Source organism: Kitasatospora sp. MBT66, from assembly GCF_000710405.2.
GTDB lineage: Bacteria > Actinomycetota > Actinomycetes > Streptomycetales > Streptomycetaceae > Kitasatospora > Kitasatospora purpeofusca.
This window is the reverse complement of the sequence record NZ_JAIY01000006.1, coordinates 685,877-706,179: the sequence shown is the minus strand read 5'-3', so window position 1 is coordinate 706,179 and position 20,303 is coordinate 685,877. Positions and strand designations below refer to the sequence as shown.

Here is a 20,303-nt window from a genome sequence, read left to right as displayed (position 1 = left end):
TGGTCTGGACGGCCGGCCACTGCATCCACCAGGGCAAGGGCGGCAAGTACTTCAGCAACATCTCCTTCATCCCGGCGTTCAACAGCAACGGCGCGCTGAGCGGCGGCAAGCAGGCCGACGAGGCGCAGTACGCGCCGCTCGGCATCTGGAACGCCACCCAGGCGGTCACCTCGCCGCAGTGGAAGGCCGAGGGCGGGGACGGCGGTTCGCCGGCCACCCAGTACGACTTCGCGATCATCCGGGTGCAGCCCGGCGAGGGCGGCAAGTCGCTGGAGGAGACGGTCGGCGGCGCCGTGCCGGTCTGGTTCAACGCCCCGCGCGAGCAGCTCAGCATCACCGAGTACGGCTACCCGGCGGCCCCGCCGTTCGACGGCATGGAGCTCAACCGCTGCGAGAGCGGCAAGCCGACCCGGCTGTCCTACGACCCGACCCGCCCGCCGATGCACGCCATCGGCTGCACCATGACCGGCGGTTCCAGCGGCGGCGGCTGGCTGGCGGTCAAGGATGGCAAGCCGGCGCTGGTCAGCAACGTCTCGGTCGGGCAGCACACCGGTGACCCGAAGTTCCAGGCCGGACCGTACCTGGACGACGTCGCCGCCGGCGCGTACGACTTCATCTCCAAGAAGGGCTGATCGGAGAAGGGCCGACGCACGACGGACGCACTGCGGCCGCCCCCGCACACCCAGGTGTGCGGGGGCGGCCGCATGCCCGCCCGAGGTGGCTCAGTCGGCGAACGCCGTGAGGTCCAGCGCGGCCAGCCGGTCCGGGTCGGTGAGCACGTCGATCGCCACGATCACGCCGCCCACCACGGTGAACGCCATGATCGACACCGGCCGCCCGTTCGCCCCGATCACCACGACCCCCGCCGCGCCGTTGACCAGCGCCGGCCGCGCGTACGGCGACAGGCCGCGGAACATGACCGCCTGGCCCGCGACCGTCCGGGCCCCGTTGAGCACCACCGGACGCCGCTGCTCCCGACCGGCGGCGGCCCCGTCGGCGCGCAGCACCACGTCCGGGTCCAGCACCGCGAGCAGCGCGTCGAGGTCCCCGGTGCGGGTGGCGGCGAAGAACGCGTCGACGGCCACCCGCTGGCGGGCCAGGTCCCGGTCCGGCGCGGGCGCCCGGCCCTGCACCTTGCGCCGGGCCCGGCTGGCCAGCTGCCGGGTGGCCGCCGCCGTCTTCTCGACCAGCGGGGCGATCTCCTCGAACGGCACCGCGAACATGTCGTGCAGCACGAAGGACACCCGCTCGGCGGGCGAGAGCGACTCCAGGACCACCATCAGCGCCAGCCCGACCGAGTCGGCCAGCAGCACCTCCTGCTCGGGGTCCGGCGCGTCCGCCCGCCTGAGCAGCGGGTCCGGTATCCGCGGCGGCTCGATGTCGCCGCCCCCGCTCCCCGCCCCGATCCGGGACTCGAAGGACTCCTCGCGCCGCTGGGCCCGCGAGCGCAGCTGGTTGAGGCAGATCCGTCCGACCACCGTGGTCAGCCAGCCGCCGAGGTTCTCCACCCCGGAGGTGTCGGTGCGGTCGTAGCGCAGCCAGGTGTCCTGGACGGCGTCCTCCGCCTCGGCGATCGAACCGAGCATCCGGTAGGCGACGGCCCGCAGGTGCGGCCGGTGCGCCTCGAACGAGTCCACGTCCCCCGACCCGGCGCCCCTCGCGGTCGCGGCGTCGTCCGCCGCGTCCGCCGCCAGAAAATTCTCGTCCACCCGTGTCACATTCCTCTGCCGCCGTGGGTCAAAGCTCCGGAAGCACGAAGCTAGCGGGTCCGCCGGAAGCGCGGCCTCCGTTCGTCCTAGGAGTGACGATCATGACTCTCCCGACCCCGACCCACGCCCCCGTTCTCGTGACCGGCGGCACCGGCACCCTCGGCCGCCACGTCGTACCGCTGCTGCGGGCGGCCGGCCGCGACGTCCGGGTGCTCACCCGCAACCCCCGACCGGCCGCCGACGGCGTCGAGTACCTGGCCGGCGACCTGCTGGTGGACGGCGGGAAGGGCGTCGACGCGGCCCTCGCCGGGGTCGAGGTGGTCCTGCACCTGGCCGGGGACGCCAAGAACGACGAGGCCACCACCCGCAACCTGGTCGCCGCCGCCCGGCGGGCCGGGGTGAAGCACCTGGTGTACATCTCGGTGATCGGCGCCGACCGGGTGCCGCTCGGCTACTTCCGGGCCAAGCACGCCGCGGAGCAGGCCGTCGTCGGCTCGGGCATCCCGTACACCGTGCTGCGCGCCGCCCAGTTCCACGACCTGACGGCGAAGACCGCGGCCGCGATGGCCAAGCTGCCGGTCGTCCCGAAGCTGGGCGGCATCCGCTGGGAGCCGGTGGACTCGCGGGACGTCGCCGAGCGGCTGGTCGAACTCGCCCTGGCCGCGCCCGCCGGGCTCGTCCCGGACCTCGCGGGCCCGGCCGTGCGCACGCTCGGCGACCTGACCCGCGACCACCTGCTGGCCGCCGGGAAGCGCCGCCCGATGCTGCCGCTGCGCGCCCCCGGCAAGGTGGGCCGCTGCTACCGGGAGGGCGCCAACCTCGCCCGGCCCGGCGCCGACCGGGGCACCCGCACCTGGGAGGCCTTCCTCGCCGAGACCTTCCCGGCGGGCGCCGCCGGCCGACTCGGGATCAGCTGATGTCGGCGGGCGCGCCGGTCTTCGCCGCCGCGGCCACCGCCGCGGTCGGCACCACCTTGGCGAACCGCATCGCGTGCAGCACCGTCGCGGTGGCCCGGGCGAGTTCGGCGGCCGGGAGGGTCACGCCGTCCGGGCCGGTCATGTCGAAGGCGTGCATGGCGTCGATCGGGAAGACCGTGTCGTAGCCGAGGTTGCCCGCCATCCGGGCGGTGGTCTCGTTGCACACGTTGGTGATGATCCCGGCGACCACCACCTGCCGGGCGCCCCGCTCCTGGAGCCAGGCGTGCAGGTCCGGGGTGCCGTAGAAGGCGCTGTTCACCGTCTTGGTGATGTGCAGCGCGGGCTCCACCGCCGCCACGAAGTCCTTCAACTCGTAGCCGGGGGTGCCCGGTTCGAGCGGGCCGGTGGAGGAGGCGTGCTGGACGACCACGATCGGCCGCCCGGTGGCCTGCCACACGTCGATCAGTTCGCCGATCCGCTGCTCGGCCTCGGGGTTGTCGCGCTCGCCCCAGAACGCGGTGTCCTCGAAGCCCTTCTGGACGTCGATGACGACCAGGACGGCGTCGGTGTCGATGGTGAGCGGGGCGTCGAAGGCGCTGGTGTTCGTCATGCGTCCATGCTGCGGCGGGCCCGGGCGCACCCGTGAGCGGCGGTGGAGCCACCCATCGATACGATCCTGCCACTACGCTTCCCCCATGCGCACGGTGGGGTGTCTGGTCTTCGACGGGGTGCGGCCGTTCGACTACGCGGTGATCGGCGAGGTCTGGGCCGAGAAGGAGGGCCGCCCCGGCGTCCCCGCCTTCGACCTGCGGGTCTGCGGCCCGGACGGCGCCCGGGTGCGGCTCGGCGGCGGGCTGGAACGCGTCCCGGACTTCGGCCTGGACGCGCTCGCCGACTGCGACCTGGTGGTCGTGCCCGGCGTGGAACGCCCGGAGGAGTCGCGCGACCCGGCCGTGCTCGCCGCGCTGCGCACCGCCCACGAACGCGGCGTCACGGTCGCCTCGCTCTGCGCGGGCGCCTTCGTCCTCGCCGAGGCGGGCCTGCTGGACGGTCGTACCGCCACCACCCACTGGGCCCTGGCCGAGGACCTGGCGGAGCGCTTCCCGGCGGTGGACGTGCGGCCCGAGGTGCTGTTCACCGGCGAGGGCCGGCTGTGGACCTCCGCCGGGGTGGCGGCCGGCATCGACCTCTGCCTGCACCTGGTCCGCGCGGCCCACGGCGAACGGGCGGCCGCGTCGATCGCCCGCGCCATGGTCACCGCGCCCTTCCGCTCCGGCGGCCAGGCCCAGTTCATCCCCTCCCCGGTCCCCGAGCCCGCGCCCGCCGGGGACGACCCGCTCGCCCGCGTCCGCACCGAGGTCCTCGCCGCGCTCGACACCCCCTGGACCGTCCGCCGGATGGCCGCCCTCGCCCTGATGTCCGAACGCACCTTCGCCCGCCGCTTCGCCGCCGCCACCGGCACCACCCCGCTGCGCTGGCTGCTCGACCAGCGCATCCTCACCGCCCAGCGCCTCCTGGAGGACACCGACCTCCCGGTGGACACGGTCGCCGCCCACTGCGGCTTCGCCTCCGCCGTCTCGCTGCGGCCGCCGTTCACGGCCCGCCTCGGCATCCCGCCCCGCGAGTACCGCAGGACGTTCCGGGGCCGGGACGCGGGCTGACGTCCGGGACTCGGCGTTGTCGCGGGGCGCAATCCGATGGCGGCGGACGGCGTGGGTGTGTGACGGTTCGGCCCATGGGCAACTCCACGGCGTACCCCGTCTTCCGGACCACCGACCCGGCCGAGGCCCACGCGCGGGCCGAGTGGCTGCGCGCGTTGCTGGCCCACTGCGAGGACGAGGTCGGGCTCAGTGCCGAACTGTTGACGGCCGCCGACGTCCGGCGGATGGCCGAGGTCCTTCCCGGCGCCCGCTTCCACTACATGGACGCGCGGACCGGTCCGGAGGGGGAGTATCTCCGGTTCGATCTCGACCCGCGAACGGCGGAGGATGCCGCGCTGGAGCCGCACCTTCCTCTGGACGTCCAGGTGAATGCCCCGGCGGGGAGCGTGGAGGAGCGTTTCGCGGCGGCCGTCGGCCGGGGTCGGGGCATGGCCGCCGTCGACTGGCACGGCCGGTGGCCGGACGATCCGGAGACCGGAAGCGTCGGTTCGCCGAAGTACGACGGCGTCCAGATCGTGTTCCACGGTGACCAGGCCCAGTGGGGCGGCCGGACCGAGCACCACACCGTCTTCGTCCATGTGAGCAAGTTCGGTGACGAGCACCGGGCGCGGAAGCTCGCCGCCGCCATCGGTGGCGAGGTCCTCGGCGAGGCCCAGCTCGGCTGGTGACGCGGCCCTCAGCTGCGCCCTGCCGTGCCCTCGATCCTCGGGGTGAGGCCGTCGAGGAGGGTGGTGAGGCCGGATTCGAAGAGGGTGTCGAGGTCGAGGTCGTAGCCCTCGTCCAACTGGGCCGTCAGGCGGGTGAAGACCGGGAAGCGGGCCGCGGCGATGCGGGTGTCGAAGGCGGCGAAGCGGGTGTCGGTCCACTGGTCGCCGGTGAGGCCGGTGGCGGCCTGGGCCCGGGCCTCGCGTTCGAGGTTGGCGGCGAGGCCCTCGATGTAGCTGTAGAAGAGCACGTGGATGTCGAGGACGGTGGCGGCCGGGAGGCCGTGGCCGTCGAGGGCGGCGAGCGCCCACTCGGCGTGGGTGAGCAGGTTGGGCAGCAGCAACGGCCGGGTGACGGGGCCGAGTTCGGCGAGCCAGGGGTGGCGGCGGAACAGCGACCACAGGGTGCGGGCGCCGAGTTCGAGCCGGGGGCGCCAGCCGGCGGGCGGGTCGGCGGGGTAGCCGGCCTCGCCGAAGGCGGCGTCGGCGGCGAGCAGGACGAGTTCGTCCTTGCTGGTGACGTAGCGGTAGGCGGTCATCGGGGCGACGCCGAGCCGGGCCGCGACGGCGCGCATGGAGAGGGCGGCGAGCCCTTCCGCGTCGGCGATCCCCAGGGCGGCCGCGATCAGCCGTTCGCGGCTCAACTCGCCCTCTTCGGAGGATGGGCGGGGTGCAGCTGGACCGGCTGGCGCGGGCGCGGCGGCGACCACGGTGCCGACCCGGGGCCGGGCCTCGACCAGGCCCTCCGAGCGGAGCACCGTGAGCGCCTTGGTCGCGGTGGCGAGGGCTACGCCCCAGTCCTCGGCGAGCCGCCGGTTCGAGGGGACGCGCGCGCCGGGGGCGAGTTCGCCGCTGGTGATCCGCCGCCGGAGGTCGGCGGCGATGCGGCGGAACGGCGGGTCCGTCTCGGGAGCCACGGCGGCGCCCTCCTGTTCGGGAAATTCTCGGCGGCCGCGCCCGGCCTGTACTAGCGCAGACGCTACCAGGGGAATCGGCTCCGAAATGCCTGCTGTCCTAGCTCAGAAACGGCTCTGACCTGCGGTTTCAGGGCTTGCGGGACTCTGTATGTACAGCGTACGTTCAGGGTGTTCGCGGCGGAAGGCGCCGTACCGGGCACAACGAACCAGGGGAGCATCCATGCAGAACGTCCTCGTCTCCGGCGGCGGCATCGCCGGCACCGTCCTCGCCCACTGGCTGGCCCGCCGCGGCTTCGCCCCGACCGTCGTCGAGCTGGCCCCCGGCCCGCGCTCCGGCGGCCAGGCCGTCGACATCCGGGGCGTCGCCCTCGACGTGATCGAGCGGACCGGCCTCACCGGGCCGGTCCGGGCCGTCCGCACCCGGATGCGCGGCATGTCCGTGCTCGGCGCCGACGGCACCGAACTGCACCGCTCGGAGGAGGTCACCTACAGCAGCGGCCGACTCGACAACGGCGACGTCGAACTGCTGCGCGGCGACCTGGTGGAGATCCTCCACGACCACACCCCGGCGGAGGTCGAGTTCGTCCACGGCGACAGCATCACCTCGCTCCAGGAGGACACGCGCGGGGTGCACGTCACTTTCGCCCACGGGCAGCCGCGCACCTTCGACCTGGTGGTGGGCGCCGACGGCCTCCACTCCCGGGTGCGCCGGCTCGCCTTCGGCCCGGAGGCGGACTGCCTCAGCCCGCTCGGCACCCATGTGGCGATCTTCGCCGCCGACAACTTCCTCGGACTGGAGGACTGGCAGGTCTGGCAGCGCGACGGCGAGGCCGGCTACGGCATCTACCCGGTGCGCGGCAACACCGAGCTGCGGATCGTCTTCGGCTGGGCGAGCGACACGCCCGTCGAGCGCGACCCCGAGGCGGCCCGGAAGACGGTCGCCGAGCGGATGGCCGCGCTGCCCTGGGAGCGGACCCGGCTGCTGGACGCCCTGCACCGCTCGACCGACTTCTACGCGGACGTGATGGCGCAGGTCCACCTGGACTCCTGGTCGGCCGGCCGCACCGTGCTGCTCGGCGACGCGGGCTACTGCGCCTCGCCGCTCTCCGGCCAGGGCACCAGCCTGGCCCTGGTCGGCGCGTACGTGCTCGCCCAGGAACTCGGCCGGGCCCGCGACACCGGCGCCGACCACCGCGCGGCCTACGAGCGCTACGAGCGCCGGATGCGCCCCTTCGTCACCCTCAACCAGGCCCTCGCCACCGAGAACCCCGGCGGCCCGGCGGCCGAGGAGTCCGTCGAGCGGGCGAAGAACGCGATCGACCTGGACGCCGCATAACCGGACGTCGGCGGGCCCGGCGCGGGGTGCACGTGACGGGGACCGCTCCCCGGCCCGATACCCTTTGGTTCCATGACCGAGGTTTCCCGTCCCGTCCGCGTCCGTTTCGCTCCGAGCCCCACCGGCATGTTCCACGTCGGCGGTGCCCGCTCTGCGCTGTACAACTGGGCGACGGCACGACAGCAGGGCGGTGTCTTCGTCCTGCGGATCGAGGACACCGACGCAGCCCGCAACAAGCCCGAGTGGACCGACGGCATCATCAGTGCCCTCGCCGCGATCGGCATCCACGAGGGCGACCCGGCCTTCGAGGGCCCGTACTTCCAGTCCGCCAACGCCGGCACCCACCGCGCCGCCGCCGAGAAGCTGTACGCGGCCGGCCGCGCCTACTACTGCGACTGCACCCGCGAGCAGACCGCCGAGCGCACCGGCTCCGCCCAGACCGGCTACGACGGCTTCTGCCGCGAGCGGGGCCTGGAGTACGCCGAGGGCCGGGCGCTGCGCTTCCGCACCCCGGACGAGGGCGCCACCGTCGTGGTCGACCTCATCCGCGGCGAGCCGGCCTTCCCGAACTCCGCCATCGAGGACTTCGTCGTCGCCCGCGGCGACGGCAGCCCGGTGTTCCTGCTCGCCAACGTGGTCGACGACCTGGAGCAGGGCGTCACGGAGGTCATCCGCGGCGAGGAGCACCTGTCCAACACCCCGAAGCAGCAGTTGCTGTGGGAGGCCCTCGGCGCCACCCCGCCGGTCTGGGCGCACCTGCCGGTGATCGTCAACGAGAAGCGGCAGAAGCTCTCCAAGCGCCGTGACAAGGTGGCGCTGGAGGACTACCTGGCCGAGGGCTACCTGCCCGAGGCGATGGTGAACTACCTGATGCTGCTGGGCTGGGGCCCGAAGGACGACGTCGAGATCCGTCCGTACGCCGAGCTGGAGCAGCTGTTCAGCATCTCCGAGGTGAACGCCGGCTCGGCCTTCTTCGACGTGGCGAAGCTGCGCTCGTTCAACGGCGAGTACATCCGCGCCCTGACGGTGGACGCGTTCATCGCCGCCTGCGCGCCGTACCTGGCCGCCGACCGCGCGCCGTGGCCGGCCGAGGCCTTCGACGCGAAGGCGTTCGCCGAGCTCGCCCCGCTGGCGCAGTCCCGGATCGCGGTGCTGAGCGAGATCGTCGAGCAGGTCGACTTCCTGTTCCTGGCGGAGCCGGTGGAGCACGAGCAGTCCTGGGCGAAGGCCATGAAGGACAAGGACGGCGCGCTGGCCCTTCTGCGCACCGCCCGCGAGAAGCTCGCCGTGGCCGACTGGAAGGCCGACGCGCTGAAGGCCGAGCTGGAGGCCGTCGCGGCCGAGCACGGGCTGAAGCTGGGCAAGGCGCAGGCGCCGATCCGGGTCGCGGTCACCGGCCGCACCGTGGGTCTGCCGCTGTTCGAGTCGCTGGAGGTGCTGGGCCGCGAGCGGACCCTGGCCCGCCTGGACGCGGCGGCGGAGCGTCTGGCCGGCTGACGCTCCGAGCCGTTCCGTACGGGCCGCACCCCCACCTCGGGGGTGCGGCCCGTCGTCGTTCCCGGGGTCTTCTCCGCGTCGAATTGACCCATGTTTCTGGTGCAGAAATGCACCCGTCAGTGGGTCGATCGGGCTCATAGAGTGATCATCACAAGGCGACGGCAGGGGAGCCGGAGCCGCCCGAGACGGGGAGAACCACCATGAACGCCGGCCCGATCAAGCCCATCCTGACCCGCGCCGCCACCGCCGAGACCACCAGCGACCCGAGCAGCGTGATGACCCTGCTGGCCGACCACGGCACCGACGGCAGCCCGGTCACCAGCTACCGGTCCACCTTCGCCAAGGGTGCGGTCGGCGCCCCGGCCCACTTCCACACCCGGGCGTCGGAGCTGTTCTTCGTCATCGGCGGCAAGCTCCAGGTCCTGCTGGACGAGAAGGTCGAGACCCTGGAGAGCGGCGACTTCCTGCTCGTCCCGCCGCACACCCCGCACGCCTTCGCGGCAGCGCCCGGTTCGGAGGCCGACGTGCTGTTCGTCTTCACCCCGGGGATGCCGCGCTTCGACTACCTGCGCCTGCTCGGCCGGGTGATGCGGGGCGAGGCCAGCCCGCAGGAGATCAAGGACTCCTCCGAGCTCTACGACAACCACTACGTCGACAGCCCGCTGTGGCGCGCCACCCTGGAGGCCGCGGCCGGGAAGTGACGCTCAGACGGTGACGAGTCTCGGCGACCGGCCGAAGACCAGCTCGGTGAACCCGGGGGCGGGGGAGATCACCACCCAGACGAACTTGCCGATTCCGCCGGCGCGGGGGCAGCAGCCCCAGCGCTCGGCGAGTTCGTCGACGAGGAGGAGGCCGCGGCCGTGCTCGTCGTCAAGGTCGACGGAGGGGCGGAGGACGGGGCGACCGGTGCCGGCGTCGTGCACTTCGATCCGGAGCCGGTCGGCGACGACGGCGAACCGGACTTCCACGAGGCGGTCCGGCGGCGCGTCGGAGTGCCGGACGGCGTTGGTGACGAGTTCGCCGAGCAGCAACTCGCCGATGTCGGAGAAGCGTTCGCCGCGAGGCAGGCCCGCCAGGTAGGCGCGGAGGAACGAACGGGCGAGGGGGGCCGAGTCGTTCCGGGAGGGAAGGCGGGCGGCGAACTCGCGGGGCCGGCGGGGGAGGCGGAGACAGGGCATGGCGAAGCCTTCGGGTGAGAGGGGGGAGTGGAACGGGCTTGCGAATGGGGCGCGATATTCACGCTGTGCAAGCGAATAACTGCGTTCCGGTGTCAATCATCGCTGCTCCATGGGTACGGTGACTGCCGATTCGTGGTGCAGCGGGGCACGGCACAAGAGGGGTGACGGACGTGTCACATCGGAAGGCAGATGCGGGACCGACGGCGAGCCCGGCGAAGCTGTTCGGGGAGGCGCTGCGGTTCGCCCGGGAGCAGGCGGGTCTCACGCAGGAGGCGTTGGGGAAGCTCCTGCACTGCGACCGCACGGTGGTGACGCGGTACGAGGGCGGTCACCGGCCGATGCCGCTGGACTCCGTCAAGGCCTGCGACCGGATCCTCCAGACGGGCGGGATGCTCTACCTGCTCTGGAAGCGGGTGGACTGGCAGGCCGATGTGGAGCATCCGGACTGGTTCCAGAAGTATGTGGACCTGGAGGCGGAGGCGTTGGCGATCCGCGTGTATCAATGCGTCCAGGTCAACGGCCTGTTGCAGTGCGCGGATTATGCGCACGCAATGTTCCGGACCGGCGTCGACAGGGACAGTCCGACCTTGCTTCGGGAGCGTGTGGCCGCGCGCATGAGTCGGCAGAAGCGATTGCTCGGGCCCGACGGTCCTTTGCACATCGCCGTGTTGGACGAGAGTGTGATCCGTAGTGTCGTCGGTGGCCCGGGGGTGATGAGGCGGCAGATGGAGCATCTGCTGGAGGTCGGCAAGCGCTCCAACGTCAGCATCCAGATCGTGCCCTTCGGTTGTGCGCCGTCGAGGCGTCCCGGAACCTCAATGTTCCTGCTGGAGATGCCGGATGGGAGCGAATGGCTCTACTCGGAGAGTCTCTATCGAGGGCACTTCAGTGATGCCGCGTCCGTCGTCGCCCAGCATCGCGGTGACTATGATCTGCTGCGCGGGGACGTGCTCTCGGTCAGCGACTCTCGGGTGCTGATCGCCGATGCGATGGAGGGGTACCGGTATGAAGAGCGTCGATCTCGGGATGGCCTGGCGAAAGAGCAGCTACAGCGGGAACAACGGCGGCGAGTGCATCGAGGTGGCCCTCGGGTCCCCTTCCCCCGCCATCGTCCCGGTGCGTGACTCCAAGGACCCGTCCGGGCCGGTCCTCCTCTTCCCCTCCGCCGCCTGGTCCTCCTTCGTCTCCGCCCTCAGGGACGGGTCACTCCCGGTTGGTTAGGACCACCCCTGGGCATGGGCTACTATTTACCCATCACCCAGTTGCGCGGGTGGCGGAATAGGCAGACGCGCTGGATTCAGGTTCCAGTGCCCGAAAGGGCGTGGGGGTTCAACTCCCCCCTCGCGCACACAGAGAACGGCCGGTCGGATCCTCGGATCCGACCGGCCGTTCCAGTTTCCGGACGTACGGGTCGCCCCTCACGACACCGTGAGGGGCGACCCGCGTTCGCGCTGGTTGGCGGAGTCGGTCACCCCTGCGAAGCAGGCCTGGGTGACGGCAGCTGCGTCCTGGCTCGTGTAAGGCTCGGCAGCCCAGCGGTCCGGGTCAGCGTGCCGGTCGACGGCCGCGTAGGCGTGTCCGTCCCACTGCCACGGCCGGTCCGCTGCAAACAACTCGCGCGGCAGCGCGGCCACGGCGAGCGCTCCGGCCAGTACCCGCGCGAGCGCACCAGGATGTCCCCCTCTCAGGTGTGACGGTCCAAATGGGCTCTCCAGACAGGCGCTAGCGTGGACCGGACGACGTCCGCGAACAGAGGAAGCACCCCGTGACGCAGCACAGCAGCGAGCCGTTCCGGCTGATCGTGACCGGAGGCGGGACCGGCGGTCACACGTACCCGGCCCTGACCGCGGTCCGGACCCTCCAGGCTCGGCTCGCCGCGGCGAGCCGAGCGCTGGAGGTGCTGTGGGTCGGCGTTGACGGTGGCCTGGAGAACCGCGTCGCCGCCAGCGAGGGCATCCCATTTCGCGCGGTCGCTACGGGCAAGGTCCGGCGCTCGTCCAACCCCCTCAAGCTCGTGTCGCCCGCGAACGTGCGCGACATGAGCCGCGTCCCGCTCGGCGTGGCCCAGGCCCGCGCGATCGTCGCCGGCTTCCGGCCGGACGTCGTCCTCGCCACCGGCGGGTACGTGGCGGTGCCGGTCGGTCTGGCGGCGAAGATGTGCCGCAGGCCGCTGGTCGTTCACGAGCAGACTGTGCGACTCGGGCTGGCGAACCGGTCGCTCGCGCGCGCGGCCACCAGGTTCGCGGTCTCCTCGGAGGCCACCCTCGAACTTCTGCCGGAGTCGGTGCGCGGCACCACGGTGGTGACGGGCAACCCGGTCCGGCCCGAGGTGCTGGCCGGCCACGCCCGGAAGGCGGTCGACGCGCTCGGCCTGCACTCCTTCGCCTCCGGACTGCCGACCGTGTACGTGACCGGCGGCGCCCAGGGCTCGCAGCAGATCAACGAACTGGTGCGGGACAGCCTTCCGTGGCTCCTCTCGCGGGCGAACGTGATCCATCAGTGCGGGCCCGCGAACCTCGACGCCCTCCGCGCGACGGTGAACGCCCTGCGGCCGGACCTGGCCGCCCGCTACCACCTGACCGGATACGTCGGCCCCGAGCTCCCCGACGTGCTGGCGCTGGCCGACGTCGTCCTGTCCCGCAGCGGCGCCGGAACGATCGCCGAGCTCACCGCCCTGGGCAAGGCTGCCGTGCTTGTGCCGCTCGCGACATCGGCCGGCAACGAACAGGCCCAGAACGCGATGCACCTGCAGCGGCGACGCGCAGCGGTGGCGCTGACCGGAGAGGTCAACGCCACTATGCTGCAAGACGCAATCGAGCCGCTCCTCACCGACCCCGGGCTGCGGGGACAGATCGCCTACCAGGCTCGGCAGATGGGCCGCCCCGACGCTGCCGAGCGACTGGTCGACGTGCTGCTTTCCGCCGCCTCCGCCTGATCAGCAGGCCTGGGGCCTCGGCCTCCGATATGCAGGGCTGTTGCCAATGCAAACGGTCAGGATGATGCGCATCACGGTCCTCCTGCCGATGTGAGGGCCTGTTCGAGTGAGTTCACCACGCGGTCGATGTCGGTTTCGGTGAGGTGCTGGTGGAACGGCAGGCTCAGGATCTCCTTGCTGACCTTCTCGGTGACCGGCAGCGGCCGGTGCCAGGGCTTGAAGGCTGCCTGGAGGTGGTTGGGCGGGTAGTGGACGCCCACCGCGATGCCCTGGGCCTTCATCAGCCGGAACACGTCCTCGCGGTGCGGCACCCGGACCACGCACAGGTGCGGCACCGTGCGGGTCACGTCCACGTCCACCAGCTCCACCGCCGAGATGTCGCGCAGCGCGTCACGGTAGGCGACCCACAGCTCCCGCCGGGTCGTCTCCGTCTCGGCGAAGCGGCGCAGCTGCGCGAGGCCGATGGCGGCGTTGATGGAGGACATCTGGTAGCGCAGGCCGAAACCCTCCACGCTGTAGCTGGTGATGGCCTGGCGTTCGGCCTGGGACTGCACTACACCGAGCATCCGCACGCCGCGTAGGAAGTCGGCCTCGCCGGGGTTGCGCGGGATGATCATGCCGCCCTGACCGCAGGTGAGGTTCTTGATGGGGCCGAACGAGAAGCACGTCAGGGCTCCGGTCGCGCCGACGCGCCGGTGGTTCAGGTGCGAGCCGAAGGCGTGCGCCGCGTCCTCGATGACGGCGATGCCGCGCTCTTGGAGGGTGTCGTAGGCCGCGCCCAGATCCACGGCCCGGCCGCCGTACAGCACCGGCAGCACTGCTTGAGTGCGGTCGGTCACGGCGGCCATGACCGTGGCGGCCTCCATGCACAGGGTGTCGGGGTCGACCTCGACGAAGCGGGGGACCGCGTCCACGGCGCGGATGGCCTGGATGGTGGCGCAGAACGTCATGGACGGAACGATCACCTCGTCGCCCGCGCCGACGCCGGCGGCCAGCAGGGCGCAGTGCAGGGCGGCCGTGCCGGAGGCGGTGGCGACGGCGTCGGGGGCACCGAGGAAACGGGCGACCTCCTGCTCGAACTGTTCGGTGACGGCGGTGTGCCCGTACTGGCCGTCAGCCAGGACGTTTCCCACGGCCTCCAGTTCCGTCCCGTACAGGTACGGGCCGGCGTTGCGTGCGGCGTCGGGCCGCGGCGGGGTGGTCACGATGCCTCCCGGGTCGGTCGGATGATCGGTCGGAGCAGTGAGGTGGCCTTGTCCAGGGCCTCGGACACATCTGCGGGCGACGGTCCGGCGGCGGTGATCATGCCGATCTTGTGGCCGGACCGGTCGTGCGGGTGCACGGGGTCTCCGGGCCGGGCGTACAGCTCGATGCCTGTGACACCGGGGACGTTGCGGGCTTCGTCGACCCCCTCCCAGGTGGCGAGTTCGCCTTCCACGTCGAGGGGGGAGCCGAGCAGTTCCACCCCGGCGTGAGCGTTTCGTGTCGGCCTCAGATAGGCGTCGAACGGTTCACCGAGCGCGAGTGCGATGAGTGCGCCCACGACGTTGACGCCGTAGGCGGCCTCGTGCAGGCGCGGGATGCTGTCCCCGCTCAGGCGCGGGTTGGCTTCGACGATGCGGCCCTGGCCGTCCTCGCCAAGGACGAGGTCGAAGTTCGCGGGCCCGTCGACGATGCCCAGCGCGGCGCACAGCCGGACGGCGATGTCCTCAAGGTGGCGGTGCTCCTGCTGGGAGAGTTGCGCCGTGCCGATGCGCCGGACGACGCTCCTGCCGGCCACAAGGTGCTGGTCCTTGATACAGGTCATGACCGGCGTGCCGTCGCGGAGGAAGAGGTCGATGGTCAGCTGGCGGCCGTGGACGTACTCCTCGACGAGGACGGTGCCGGAGGCGGAGCAGGCACGCGCACGGGCGATGGCGGCGGGGAGGTTGTCAGGGTGAGTGATGCGGGTGACACCTTTGCTGCCCGATCCGTCCACCGGCTTGACCATGAGCGGGAAGCGCAACTCTGCCGCCTTCGCAGCGACCTCGCCCGGGTCGTCCGATGCGGCCCATCCGTATCCGGCGACACCGCAGGACGCGACGACCCTGTGAAAGGCGGCCTTGTCGAGACCCGCCAAGGCCGCCTCCGGGTACACGTAGGTCATGCCGTAGCGCAGGCCCAGGACACGCCAGGTGAGCAGCGCGGCGTCGCTCGCACCGACCACGATCCCGACGGGCCGAGTGTCGCCCAGTGCTTCGGCGATGGCATCCGCGTCCCGGGTGGAGACGTTCATGGCCGCATCGGCGAAGGGGAACGCGGGGGCGTCCGACCGCATGTCGACGGCGATGGTCGGGATTCCTCGGCGTCCCGCCTCCTGGTAGAGAGGGATGTGCTCCTCCGATGCGCCGAGCACGAGCAGCGCGTTCTGTGGCAACTGGTCAGCGGACACGGTCACGCTCCGGGCTCGGGGCTCGGGGCCGAAATGCGGACGGTGGGTACCGGGGGTTGCGGGTAGCGGGCCTGCGGGGCCCAGCGGTCCGGGTGGTGCTGGTACCAGGCGACGGTCTCGGCGAGACCGTCATCGAGAGAGCGGCGCGGCCGGTAGCCGAGCTTTTCGGCCTTGGAGCAGTCCATCGCGTACCGCAGGTCGTTCGCGGTCCGATCCGGGACGTAGACCACGCGGCTCCAGTCCGCGTCGCAGGCGCGCAGCAGTAGTGCCGTGAGCTCTCGGTTCGTCAGATCCGTTCCGAGGCCCAGGTTGTAGGCCTCGCCGGGCGTGCCGTCGCGCAGCACGAGCTCGACGCCGGCGCAGTTGTCCTCGACGTGCAGCCAGTTCCGCACGTGCTGTCCCTGCCCGTGAACGGTGACCTTGTCGCCCCGCATCAGGGCGGAGACGAACCGGGGGACGACCTTCTCCGGGTGCTGGCCGGGCCCGTAGTTGTTCGAGGAGCGGGTGACGCACACCGGCAGCCCGAACGTGGACGCGTACGACAGGGCGACCAGGTCCGATGCGGCCTTGCTCGCGGCGTAGGGGACCGTCGGGCGCAGCGGCGCGTCCTCGGTCGCGGCACCGTCCTGGAGCGGCCCGTAGACCTCGTCGGTGGACACGTGGACGAACTTGGACACCTCGGCCTTGGCCGCGGCCTCCAGGAGCCGCTGGGTGCCAAGCACGTTCGTCGCCGCGAACGCGCCGGCGTCGGCGAAACTGTTGTCGACGTGGGACTCGGCGGCGAAGTGCACGACCGCGGTGTGCCGGGCCATCAGGTCGGTGACGAGCGTGGTGTCGAGGATGTTGCCGTGGACGAACGTGAGCTTCGGCGAGTCGAGCGCCGCGCCCAGGTTGTCCAGGTTGCCCGCGTACGTGAGGGCGTCGAGGACGGTGATCCGCTCGATATCGTCGGCGGCAAGCATCCGCTTGACGAAGTGGGATCCGATGAAACCGGCGCCGCCGGTGACGAGCAGCTGGCGCATGTGCGCCTCCATTCCGGGGGACGGCCGCCCTGCCCTGTCGCGAGGAGCGGTCCGACCGGCTTCCAGAACACTCCTGGAAGGGTGGTGCCCGGCAGGCACACAGAGGGGGCCCATAAATCACAGAAGCGGTAACGGTGTTGCTGCCTGCGGCTCTACCCTCGAAGCCCGGCCACCGGCAGGCAGGAGAGCCCTCATGGCGCCGGCACCACGCAGGACCCGCGAACCGAACCACCGCCTCGGCGCGCTCCTGGCTGCGAGCGGCCGCAGCCGCAAGGGCCTCGCGCAGCGGGTGAACGAGCTCTCCGCGCAGCGCGGTCAGCCGCGCGCATACACCCATACGAGTGTCGGCAATTGGGTGGACAAGGGCATGATCCCCGATGCCCCGGCGCCCGGGCTCATCGCCGTTGCGCTGGGAGAACGCCTCGGACGGCCGGTCACCCTTGGGGAGATAGGCATGGCTGGCCTCCCCGCCGACCCGGCCGCGGTGGGGTTGGATTTCCCCAGAGACCCCGGCGACGCCGTGCGCAACGCCGCGAACTTCTGGAGCACCGTGCACCGACGCGACTTCATCGGCGGCGCGTTCGCCGTCGCTGCCTACACCACCCCGGTCACCCGCTGGCTGGTCCAGCCCTCCGTGCCACTCCCTGGGCACCGCGGCAGCCTCCAGGTCGGGCGCGCGGACCTGGAGGAGCTGTGGCAGGCCGCGAGCGAGGCCCGCTCCTGGGACTCGAAGTACGGCGGCGGCAGCTGGCGCTCCAGCGGCGTCGCGGACTGCCTCCGGCACCGCGCGAGCCCGTTGCTGGTCGGCACCTACCCGGAGAAGATCGGCGCCGAGCTGTACTGCGTGACCGCCGAGCTCGCCCGGGTCGTCGGCTGGGCCGCGCTGGACATGGGCCAGCACGACGCCGCGCAGCGGCACTTCATCCAGGCCCTCGCGCTCGCCCGCGCGGCCGGCGACACCGAGGTCGGCAGCCACGTGATGTCCACGATGGCGCTGCAGGCCATGCTGCGCGGCTACCCGAGCGAGGCCATCGACATGGTCCAGGGCGGCTACGAGCGCGCGAAGGGGTCGGCGAGCCCGCGGGTGCTGGCGTTCGCGAAGATGGTCGAGGCCCGGGCGCACGGCCGGTCACGGGACGCGCGGGCGGCGTCGCGCGCCCTGTCGGAGGCGGAGACGCTCCTCGGCCGCGCACGGCCCGGCGACGATCCGGAGTGGATCAGCTACATGAGCCACACCCGGCTCGCATCGGATGCGGTCGAGGTGTGGCGTGACCTCGGTAAGCCCAAGGCGGCGTTCACGTGGAACCGGCACGCCGACGCGATGCCCGAGGGCTCGTTCGCCCGCTCGGTCGGGCTGCGCCTCACGGTGCTCGGGACGGTGCACCTGCAGGGCGGCAGCCTTGAGGAAGGCGTCGCGATGGGGCACCGGGCGGTCGACATCCTCGCGCGGGTGCAGTCGACGCGGGCGCGGGACTACGTGCGGGACTACACGACGGAGTTGCGGCGCTGGCCGAAGGAGCCGACGGTTCGGAGCCTGCTGCAGCGGGCACGCACAGAGCTGGCCATGGCCAGCTGAGCGGCCAGGCACGCCGACCTGAGGTCAGCCGTCCGGCCTCGGCACCTGCCAGTCGACCTTCCCCGGAGGAGCCTCGCCCTTGCCCGGGCTCCGAGGACCCCAACTCGGCCGCCGCGATCAGGCTGGTGTGCCCGCCCGCCCGGTAGCGACGCCTGCCGTGTGCCACGGGCGGCCCGGGTGCTCCGGGCCGCCCGTTCCGGTGGGGGCCGTTCGAGGACCAGAACCCTCAACCGAGCGCGGACACCCACCCACCCCCGAACCACATCTGACCAGCAGAGACCCGGATCGCCCCTCACGGAGTCGTGAGGGGCGATCGGTACGTTCGGAAGCTGGAACGGGCCGGACCGAGGAACTGCTGTGACGGACCGCCTCCACCCGCTGCGCCACTGGGCGGTAGCCGGGTCCGGGCCTCCACCTGTGGAGGCCCGGACCCACGATCGAGGGCGTCGTACCGCACGATCCGATTCGCGGAACGGTTGAGGATCCGCAGCACGCGATGCCTACGTGGCGCCCCGGCTCCCCCCGGACACATACGTGCCGAAGACAGAGGTATCGAGATCCTTGAGGGACTCCAGTACTAGCGTGGCAATCGCATAGCGAGGATCGCAGCGATCAGCGGCCTCGGGAACGGCGACGACCGTCATCCGGGCCGACACGCCGGCGAGGACGCCGTTGAGCGAGTCCTCGATCACGATGCATTCGTCGGGTGACGCGCCGAGGGCGGCGGCTGCGCGGAGGTAGGCGCCCGGGTGGGGCTTGCCGTGTTCGTCGTCCTCGGCCGAGAACACGGCATCGAAGAATCGGTCCAGGCCGGTGCTCGCGAGCGCGGCCCGAATCACCGACTCCGGCGAGGACGACACGACGGCCATCGCCCTCGATGTTCGCGCGCATGCCGCGACGGCGTGTTCGGCGCCGGGCTTCAGCACCACCCCCGCCAGCCCACGGCACACGGCGGCCACGATCTGCTGCTCGACCTCGTCGGGGTCCGCTTCAAGGGTGGCCCGATCGAACCAGTGGGCCACCATGTCCCTTTGTCGCAGCCCGCGCGTCGCCGCCTGCATCTCCGCGGTGAGGTGCAGGCCGAGCGGACCGAACACCTCACGCTTTGCCGCGTCCCAGATCGGCTCGGAGTCGATCAAGAGGCCGTCCAGGTCGAACAGGACAGTCGGTTGCATCTGTTGCTCTTTCGTCGGCGATCACGCGAGGACGGGACCGAGTCGCTGCCCGCCGTGCATGACCAGATGGTGCCGTGGTCGATGACCATACTCATGAGCCGCCGGCCGGCCCGGCGCGGGGAGCGAGCGTGTCCATGGAACGCGCGGGAGCCAGGACGAACGGTGCCGGTAGGTCAGCTTCCGCGGGGAACGGCGTGGTAGTACGTCCGCCTGGAGGTATCCGTTGAGCTGGCGACGAACCGCAGGACGGTGCCGTAGTGGGCTCTGGCCTCCGCCACACTCGTCGGTGTCTGCGGGACGGTCGAGCAGCGCCGGTAGATCCCGCCGCCGGCGGCCTCCGGGGCCGGAAGGTTCGCCTCCTCGATCCGATTCACGAGCGGGAAGTCCAACCGGTCCCAATCGATCTCCAGTGACGTGGTTTTGAGTACCGGCGCGGGCATCGTCCCGCCATCGGGGTACCGTCCCCGATGGCGGTGGTAGTCGATCGCGTAGGTGATCGTCCCGCTTGAGCCCGGCTGGTCCTGCCCTTGCCCGTCCCGCGGTCCCCAGGCCGCGATGTCGGCCTCGCGGATCCGGGCCAGGACATCGGTGATGTCGCCCTGGACCCCGAAGTAGGAGACGGAGCGCATTCCGCACCGGAGCACGTCCGTGGGCCGTGCTCCGAAGGACGCGCCGCGATAGGGCCTGTTGCAGGAGTCCGTGAAGGTGGTCAGCACGTGCTCCAGGCCCTCGACGGTGGACAGTCGCGCGGTGAGGTCGTCGATCCTCTCCTGCGCCACCGCCCTGCGGGACTCTGCCTCGGGTGAGGTGGCGCGCTTGCGCAGCTTCCTGTCCGACGGTCCGCGTGCGCTCGCTTCGCTGATCGCCAGCAGGGGAATCGCCAGCAGCACTCCTGCCGCCTCCTTGAACCTGTTCCGGCGCATCGCGTCCTCCTCTGCCGTCGGGGGCACCGCACACCGGTGGACGAACGCATGCCACGATCTCTCGGCCCGGCGTCCTGCGGGCCCGCCGTCGGGAAGGCGAGGTCGTCGCTGCAGATCGCGTCGGCTCCAGCTGTCCGGCCCATTGTCGCGAGCACCAGCGGGTGTTGGCCTGAGTACCCGTACTCAGGCCAACTCTGCGGGGGACCTCGGTGCTCGGCTGACGATGATCGAGCCGAGGCACGGGAGCGGGCGGACCTGTCCGAGCCTTCCGGTCCGCGCGAAGGCCCTCGGCGCGCGGTCCGACGTCCCCCGCGGACAACAG

At 71.8% G+C, this 20,303-nt stretch carries 21 protein-coding genes and 1 tRNA gene; 12 read left to right on the top strand and 10 right to left on the bottom strand.

What is annotated here, in order from left to right; translation table 11 throughout:
- Positions 1–632: hypothetical protein (locus BI06_RS50800; protein ID WP_043468687.1), on the top strand; the 632-nt coding region annotated here is incomplete at its 5' end.
- Between the two features lie 90 nt (positions 633–722).
- Here the strand turns inward: BI06_RS50800 and BI06_RS15650 are convergent.
- A complete protein-coding gene (locus tag BI06_RS15650) occupies positions 723–1,637 on the bottom strand; it encodes a sigma-70 family RNA polymerase sigma factor (protein ID WP_037780596.1) in 915 nt (304 codons plus the stop codon).
- A gap of 173 nt (positions 1,638–1,810) precedes the next feature.
- On the opposite strand from BI06_RS15650, the gene BI06_RS15645 reads away from it, so the two are divergent.
- Positions 1,811–2,626, top strand: coding sequence for an SDR family oxidoreductase (locus BI06_RS15645; protein ID WP_030395066.1), 816 nt, complete (start codon positions 1,811–1,813; stop codon positions 2,624–2,626).
- Here the strand turns inward: BI06_RS15645 and BI06_RS15640 are convergent.
- The gene (locus BI06_RS15640; protein WP_030395065.1) at positions 2,619–3,236 is read right to left on the bottom strand and encodes a cysteine hydrolase family protein; all 618 of its coding nucleotides are present in this window, start codon (positions 3,234–3,236) and stop codon (positions 2,619–2,621) included. The genes BI06_RS15645 and BI06_RS15640 overlap by 8 nt on opposite strands.
- 85 nt (positions 3,237–3,321) lie before the next feature.
- On the opposite strand from BI06_RS15640, the gene BI06_RS15635 reads away from it, so the two are divergent.
- Both BI06_RS15635 and BI06_RS15630 read left to right on the top strand, forming a co-directional pair.
- Complete coding sequence (locus tag BI06_RS15635; RefSeq protein ID WP_043468685.1) at positions 3,322–4,287, top strand: GlxA family transcriptional regulator; 966 nt, start codon at positions 3,322–3,324, stop codon at positions 4,285–4,287.
- A 74-nt stretch (positions 4,288–4,361) separates the two neighbouring features.
- A complete protein-coding gene (locus BI06_RS15630) occupies positions 4,362–4,955 on the top strand; it encodes a hypothetical protein (RefSeq protein WP_043468683.1) in 594 nt (197 codons plus the stop codon).
- An 8-nt stretch (positions 4,956–4,963) separates the two neighbouring features.
- Here the strand turns inward: BI06_RS15630 and BI06_RS15625 are convergent, their stop codons facing one another.
- Positions 4,964–5,908 carry a GntR family transcriptional regulator gene (locus tag BI06_RS15625; RefSeq protein WP_043468680.1) on the bottom strand — a complete coding sequence of 315 codons (945 nt, stop codon included), beginning with the start codon at positions 5,906–5,908 and terminating at the stop codon, positions 4,964–4,966.
- Between the two features lie 220 nt (positions 5,909–6,128).
- Between BI06_RS15625 and BI06_RS15620 the strand changes: the two genes are divergently transcribed.
- From BI06_RS15620 to BI06_RS15610, 3 genes are all read left to right on the top strand, one after another.
- Positions 6,129–7,244, top strand: coding sequence for an FAD-dependent monooxygenase (locus BI06_RS15620; protein WP_043468678.1), 1,116 nt, complete (start codon positions 6,129–6,131; stop codon positions 7,242–7,244).
- 126 nt (positions 7,245–7,370) lie between these two features.
- Positions 7,371–8,741 carry a glutamate--tRNA ligase gene (gene gltX, locus BI06_RS15615; RefSeq protein WP_030395061.1) on the top strand — a complete coding sequence of 457 codons (1,371 nt, stop codon included), beginning with the start codon at positions 7,371–7,373 and terminating at the stop codon, positions 8,739–8,741.
- A 200-nt stretch (positions 8,742–8,941) separates the two neighbouring features.
- Positions 8,942–9,442, top strand: a complete 501-nt coding sequence (locus BI06_RS15610; protein WP_030395060.1) for a cupin domain-containing protein — start codon at positions 8,942–8,944, stop codon at positions 9,440–9,442.
- A 3-nt stretch (positions 9,443–9,445) separates the two neighbouring features.
- Here the strand turns inward: BI06_RS15610 and BI06_RS15605 are convergent, their stop codons facing one another.
- Positions 9,446–9,919 carry an ATP-binding protein gene (locus tag BI06_RS15605; protein WP_063794974.1) on the bottom strand — a complete coding sequence of 158 codons (474 nt, stop codon included), beginning with the start codon at positions 9,917–9,919 and terminating at the stop codon, positions 9,446–9,448.
- 170 nt (positions 9,920–10,089) lie between these two features.
- Here BI06_RS15605 and BI06_RS15600 point away from each other — a divergent pair, with 170 nt between their 5' ends.
- The 3 genes from BI06_RS15600 (at position 10,090) to BI06_RS15595 (ending at position 11,267) form a co-directional block, all read left to right on the top strand.
- Complete coding sequence (locus BI06_RS15600; protein ID WP_043469680.1) at positions 10,090–11,043, top strand: helix-turn-helix transcriptional regulator; 954 nt, start codon at positions 10,090–10,092, stop codon at positions 11,041–11,043.
- Positions 11,000–11,140: a DUF397 domain-containing protein gene (locus BI06_RS53580; protein ID WP_233290163.1), complete on the top strand. Its 141-nt coding sequence runs from the start codon at positions 11,000–11,002 to the stop codon at positions 11,138–11,140. Before BI06_RS15600 ends, BI06_RS53580 begins: the two co-directional genes overlap by 44 nt.
- A gap of 43 nt (positions 11,141–11,183) precedes the next feature.
- A tRNA-Leu gene (locus BI06_RS15595) sits at positions 11,184–11,267 on the top strand.
- A gap of 70 nt (positions 11,268–11,337) precedes the next feature.
- Here BI06_RS15595 and BI06_RS52910 read toward each other — a convergent pair.
- Complete coding sequence (locus BI06_RS52910; RefSeq protein WP_043468675.1) at positions 11,338–11,553, bottom strand: hypothetical protein; 216 nt, start codon at positions 11,551–11,553, stop codon at positions 11,338–11,340.
- Between the two features lie 131 nt (positions 11,554–11,684).
- Between BI06_RS52910 and BI06_RS15585 the strand changes: the two genes are divergently transcribed.
- Positions 11,685–12,854 carry a glycosyltransferase gene (locus tag BI06_RS15585; protein WP_043468672.1) on the top strand — a complete coding sequence of 390 codons (1,170 nt, stop codon included), beginning with the start codon at positions 11,685–11,687 and terminating at the stop codon, positions 12,852–12,854.
- 71 nt (positions 12,855–12,925) lie between these two features.
- On the opposite strand, the gene BI06_RS15580 is transcribed toward BI06_RS15585, so the two are convergent.
- From BI06_RS15580 to rfbB, 3 genes are read right to left on the bottom strand one after another with little or no spacing between them, the layout of a single operon-like run.
- Entirely contained in the window at positions 12,926–14,059 is a 1,134-nt protein-coding gene (locus BI06_RS15580) for a DegT/DnrJ/EryC1/StrS aminotransferase family protein (RefSeq protein WP_043468670.1), read from the bottom strand.
- Positions 14,056–15,285 carry an ATP-grasp domain-containing protein gene (locus BI06_RS46340; protein ID WP_233290162.1) on the bottom strand — a complete coding sequence of 410 codons (1,230 nt, stop codon included), beginning with the start codon at positions 15,283–15,285 and terminating at the stop codon, positions 14,056–14,058. Before BI06_RS46340 ends, BI06_RS15580 begins: the two co-directional genes overlap by 4 nt.
- 2 nt (positions 15,286–15,287) lie before the next feature.
- Positions 15,288–16,307 (bottom strand): dTDP-glucose 4,6-dehydratase, encoded by a 1,020-nt coding sequence (gene rfbB / locus BI06_RS15565; protein WP_043468668.1) that lies wholly within the window; start codon positions 16,305–16,307, stop codon positions 15,288–15,290.
- A gap of 193 nt (positions 16,308–16,500) precedes the next feature.
- On the opposite strand from rfbB, the gene BI06_RS15560 reads away from it, so the two are divergent.
- Positions 16,501–17,883, top strand: coding sequence for a hypothetical protein (locus BI06_RS15560; protein ID WP_043468666.1), 1,383 nt, complete (start codon positions 16,501–16,503; stop codon positions 17,881–17,883).
- 500 nt (positions 17,884–18,383) lie between these two features.
- Here the strand turns inward: BI06_RS15560 and BI06_RS15555 are convergent, their stop codons facing one another.
- Both BI06_RS15555 and BI06_RS15550 read right to left on the bottom strand, forming a co-directional pair.
- Positions 18,384–19,058, bottom strand: coding sequence for an HAD family phosphatase (locus BI06_RS15555; protein WP_051741095.1), 675 nt, complete (start codon positions 19,056–19,058; stop codon positions 18,384–18,386).
- Positions 19,059–19,231: 173 nt separating this feature from the next.
- The gene (locus tag BI06_RS15550; RefSeq protein ID WP_043468663.1) at positions 19,232–19,981 is read right to left on the bottom strand and encodes a hypothetical protein; all 750 of its coding nucleotides are present in this window, start codon (positions 19,979–19,981) and stop codon (positions 19,232–19,234) included.
- Positions 19,982–20,303 lie beyond the last annotated feature (322 nt).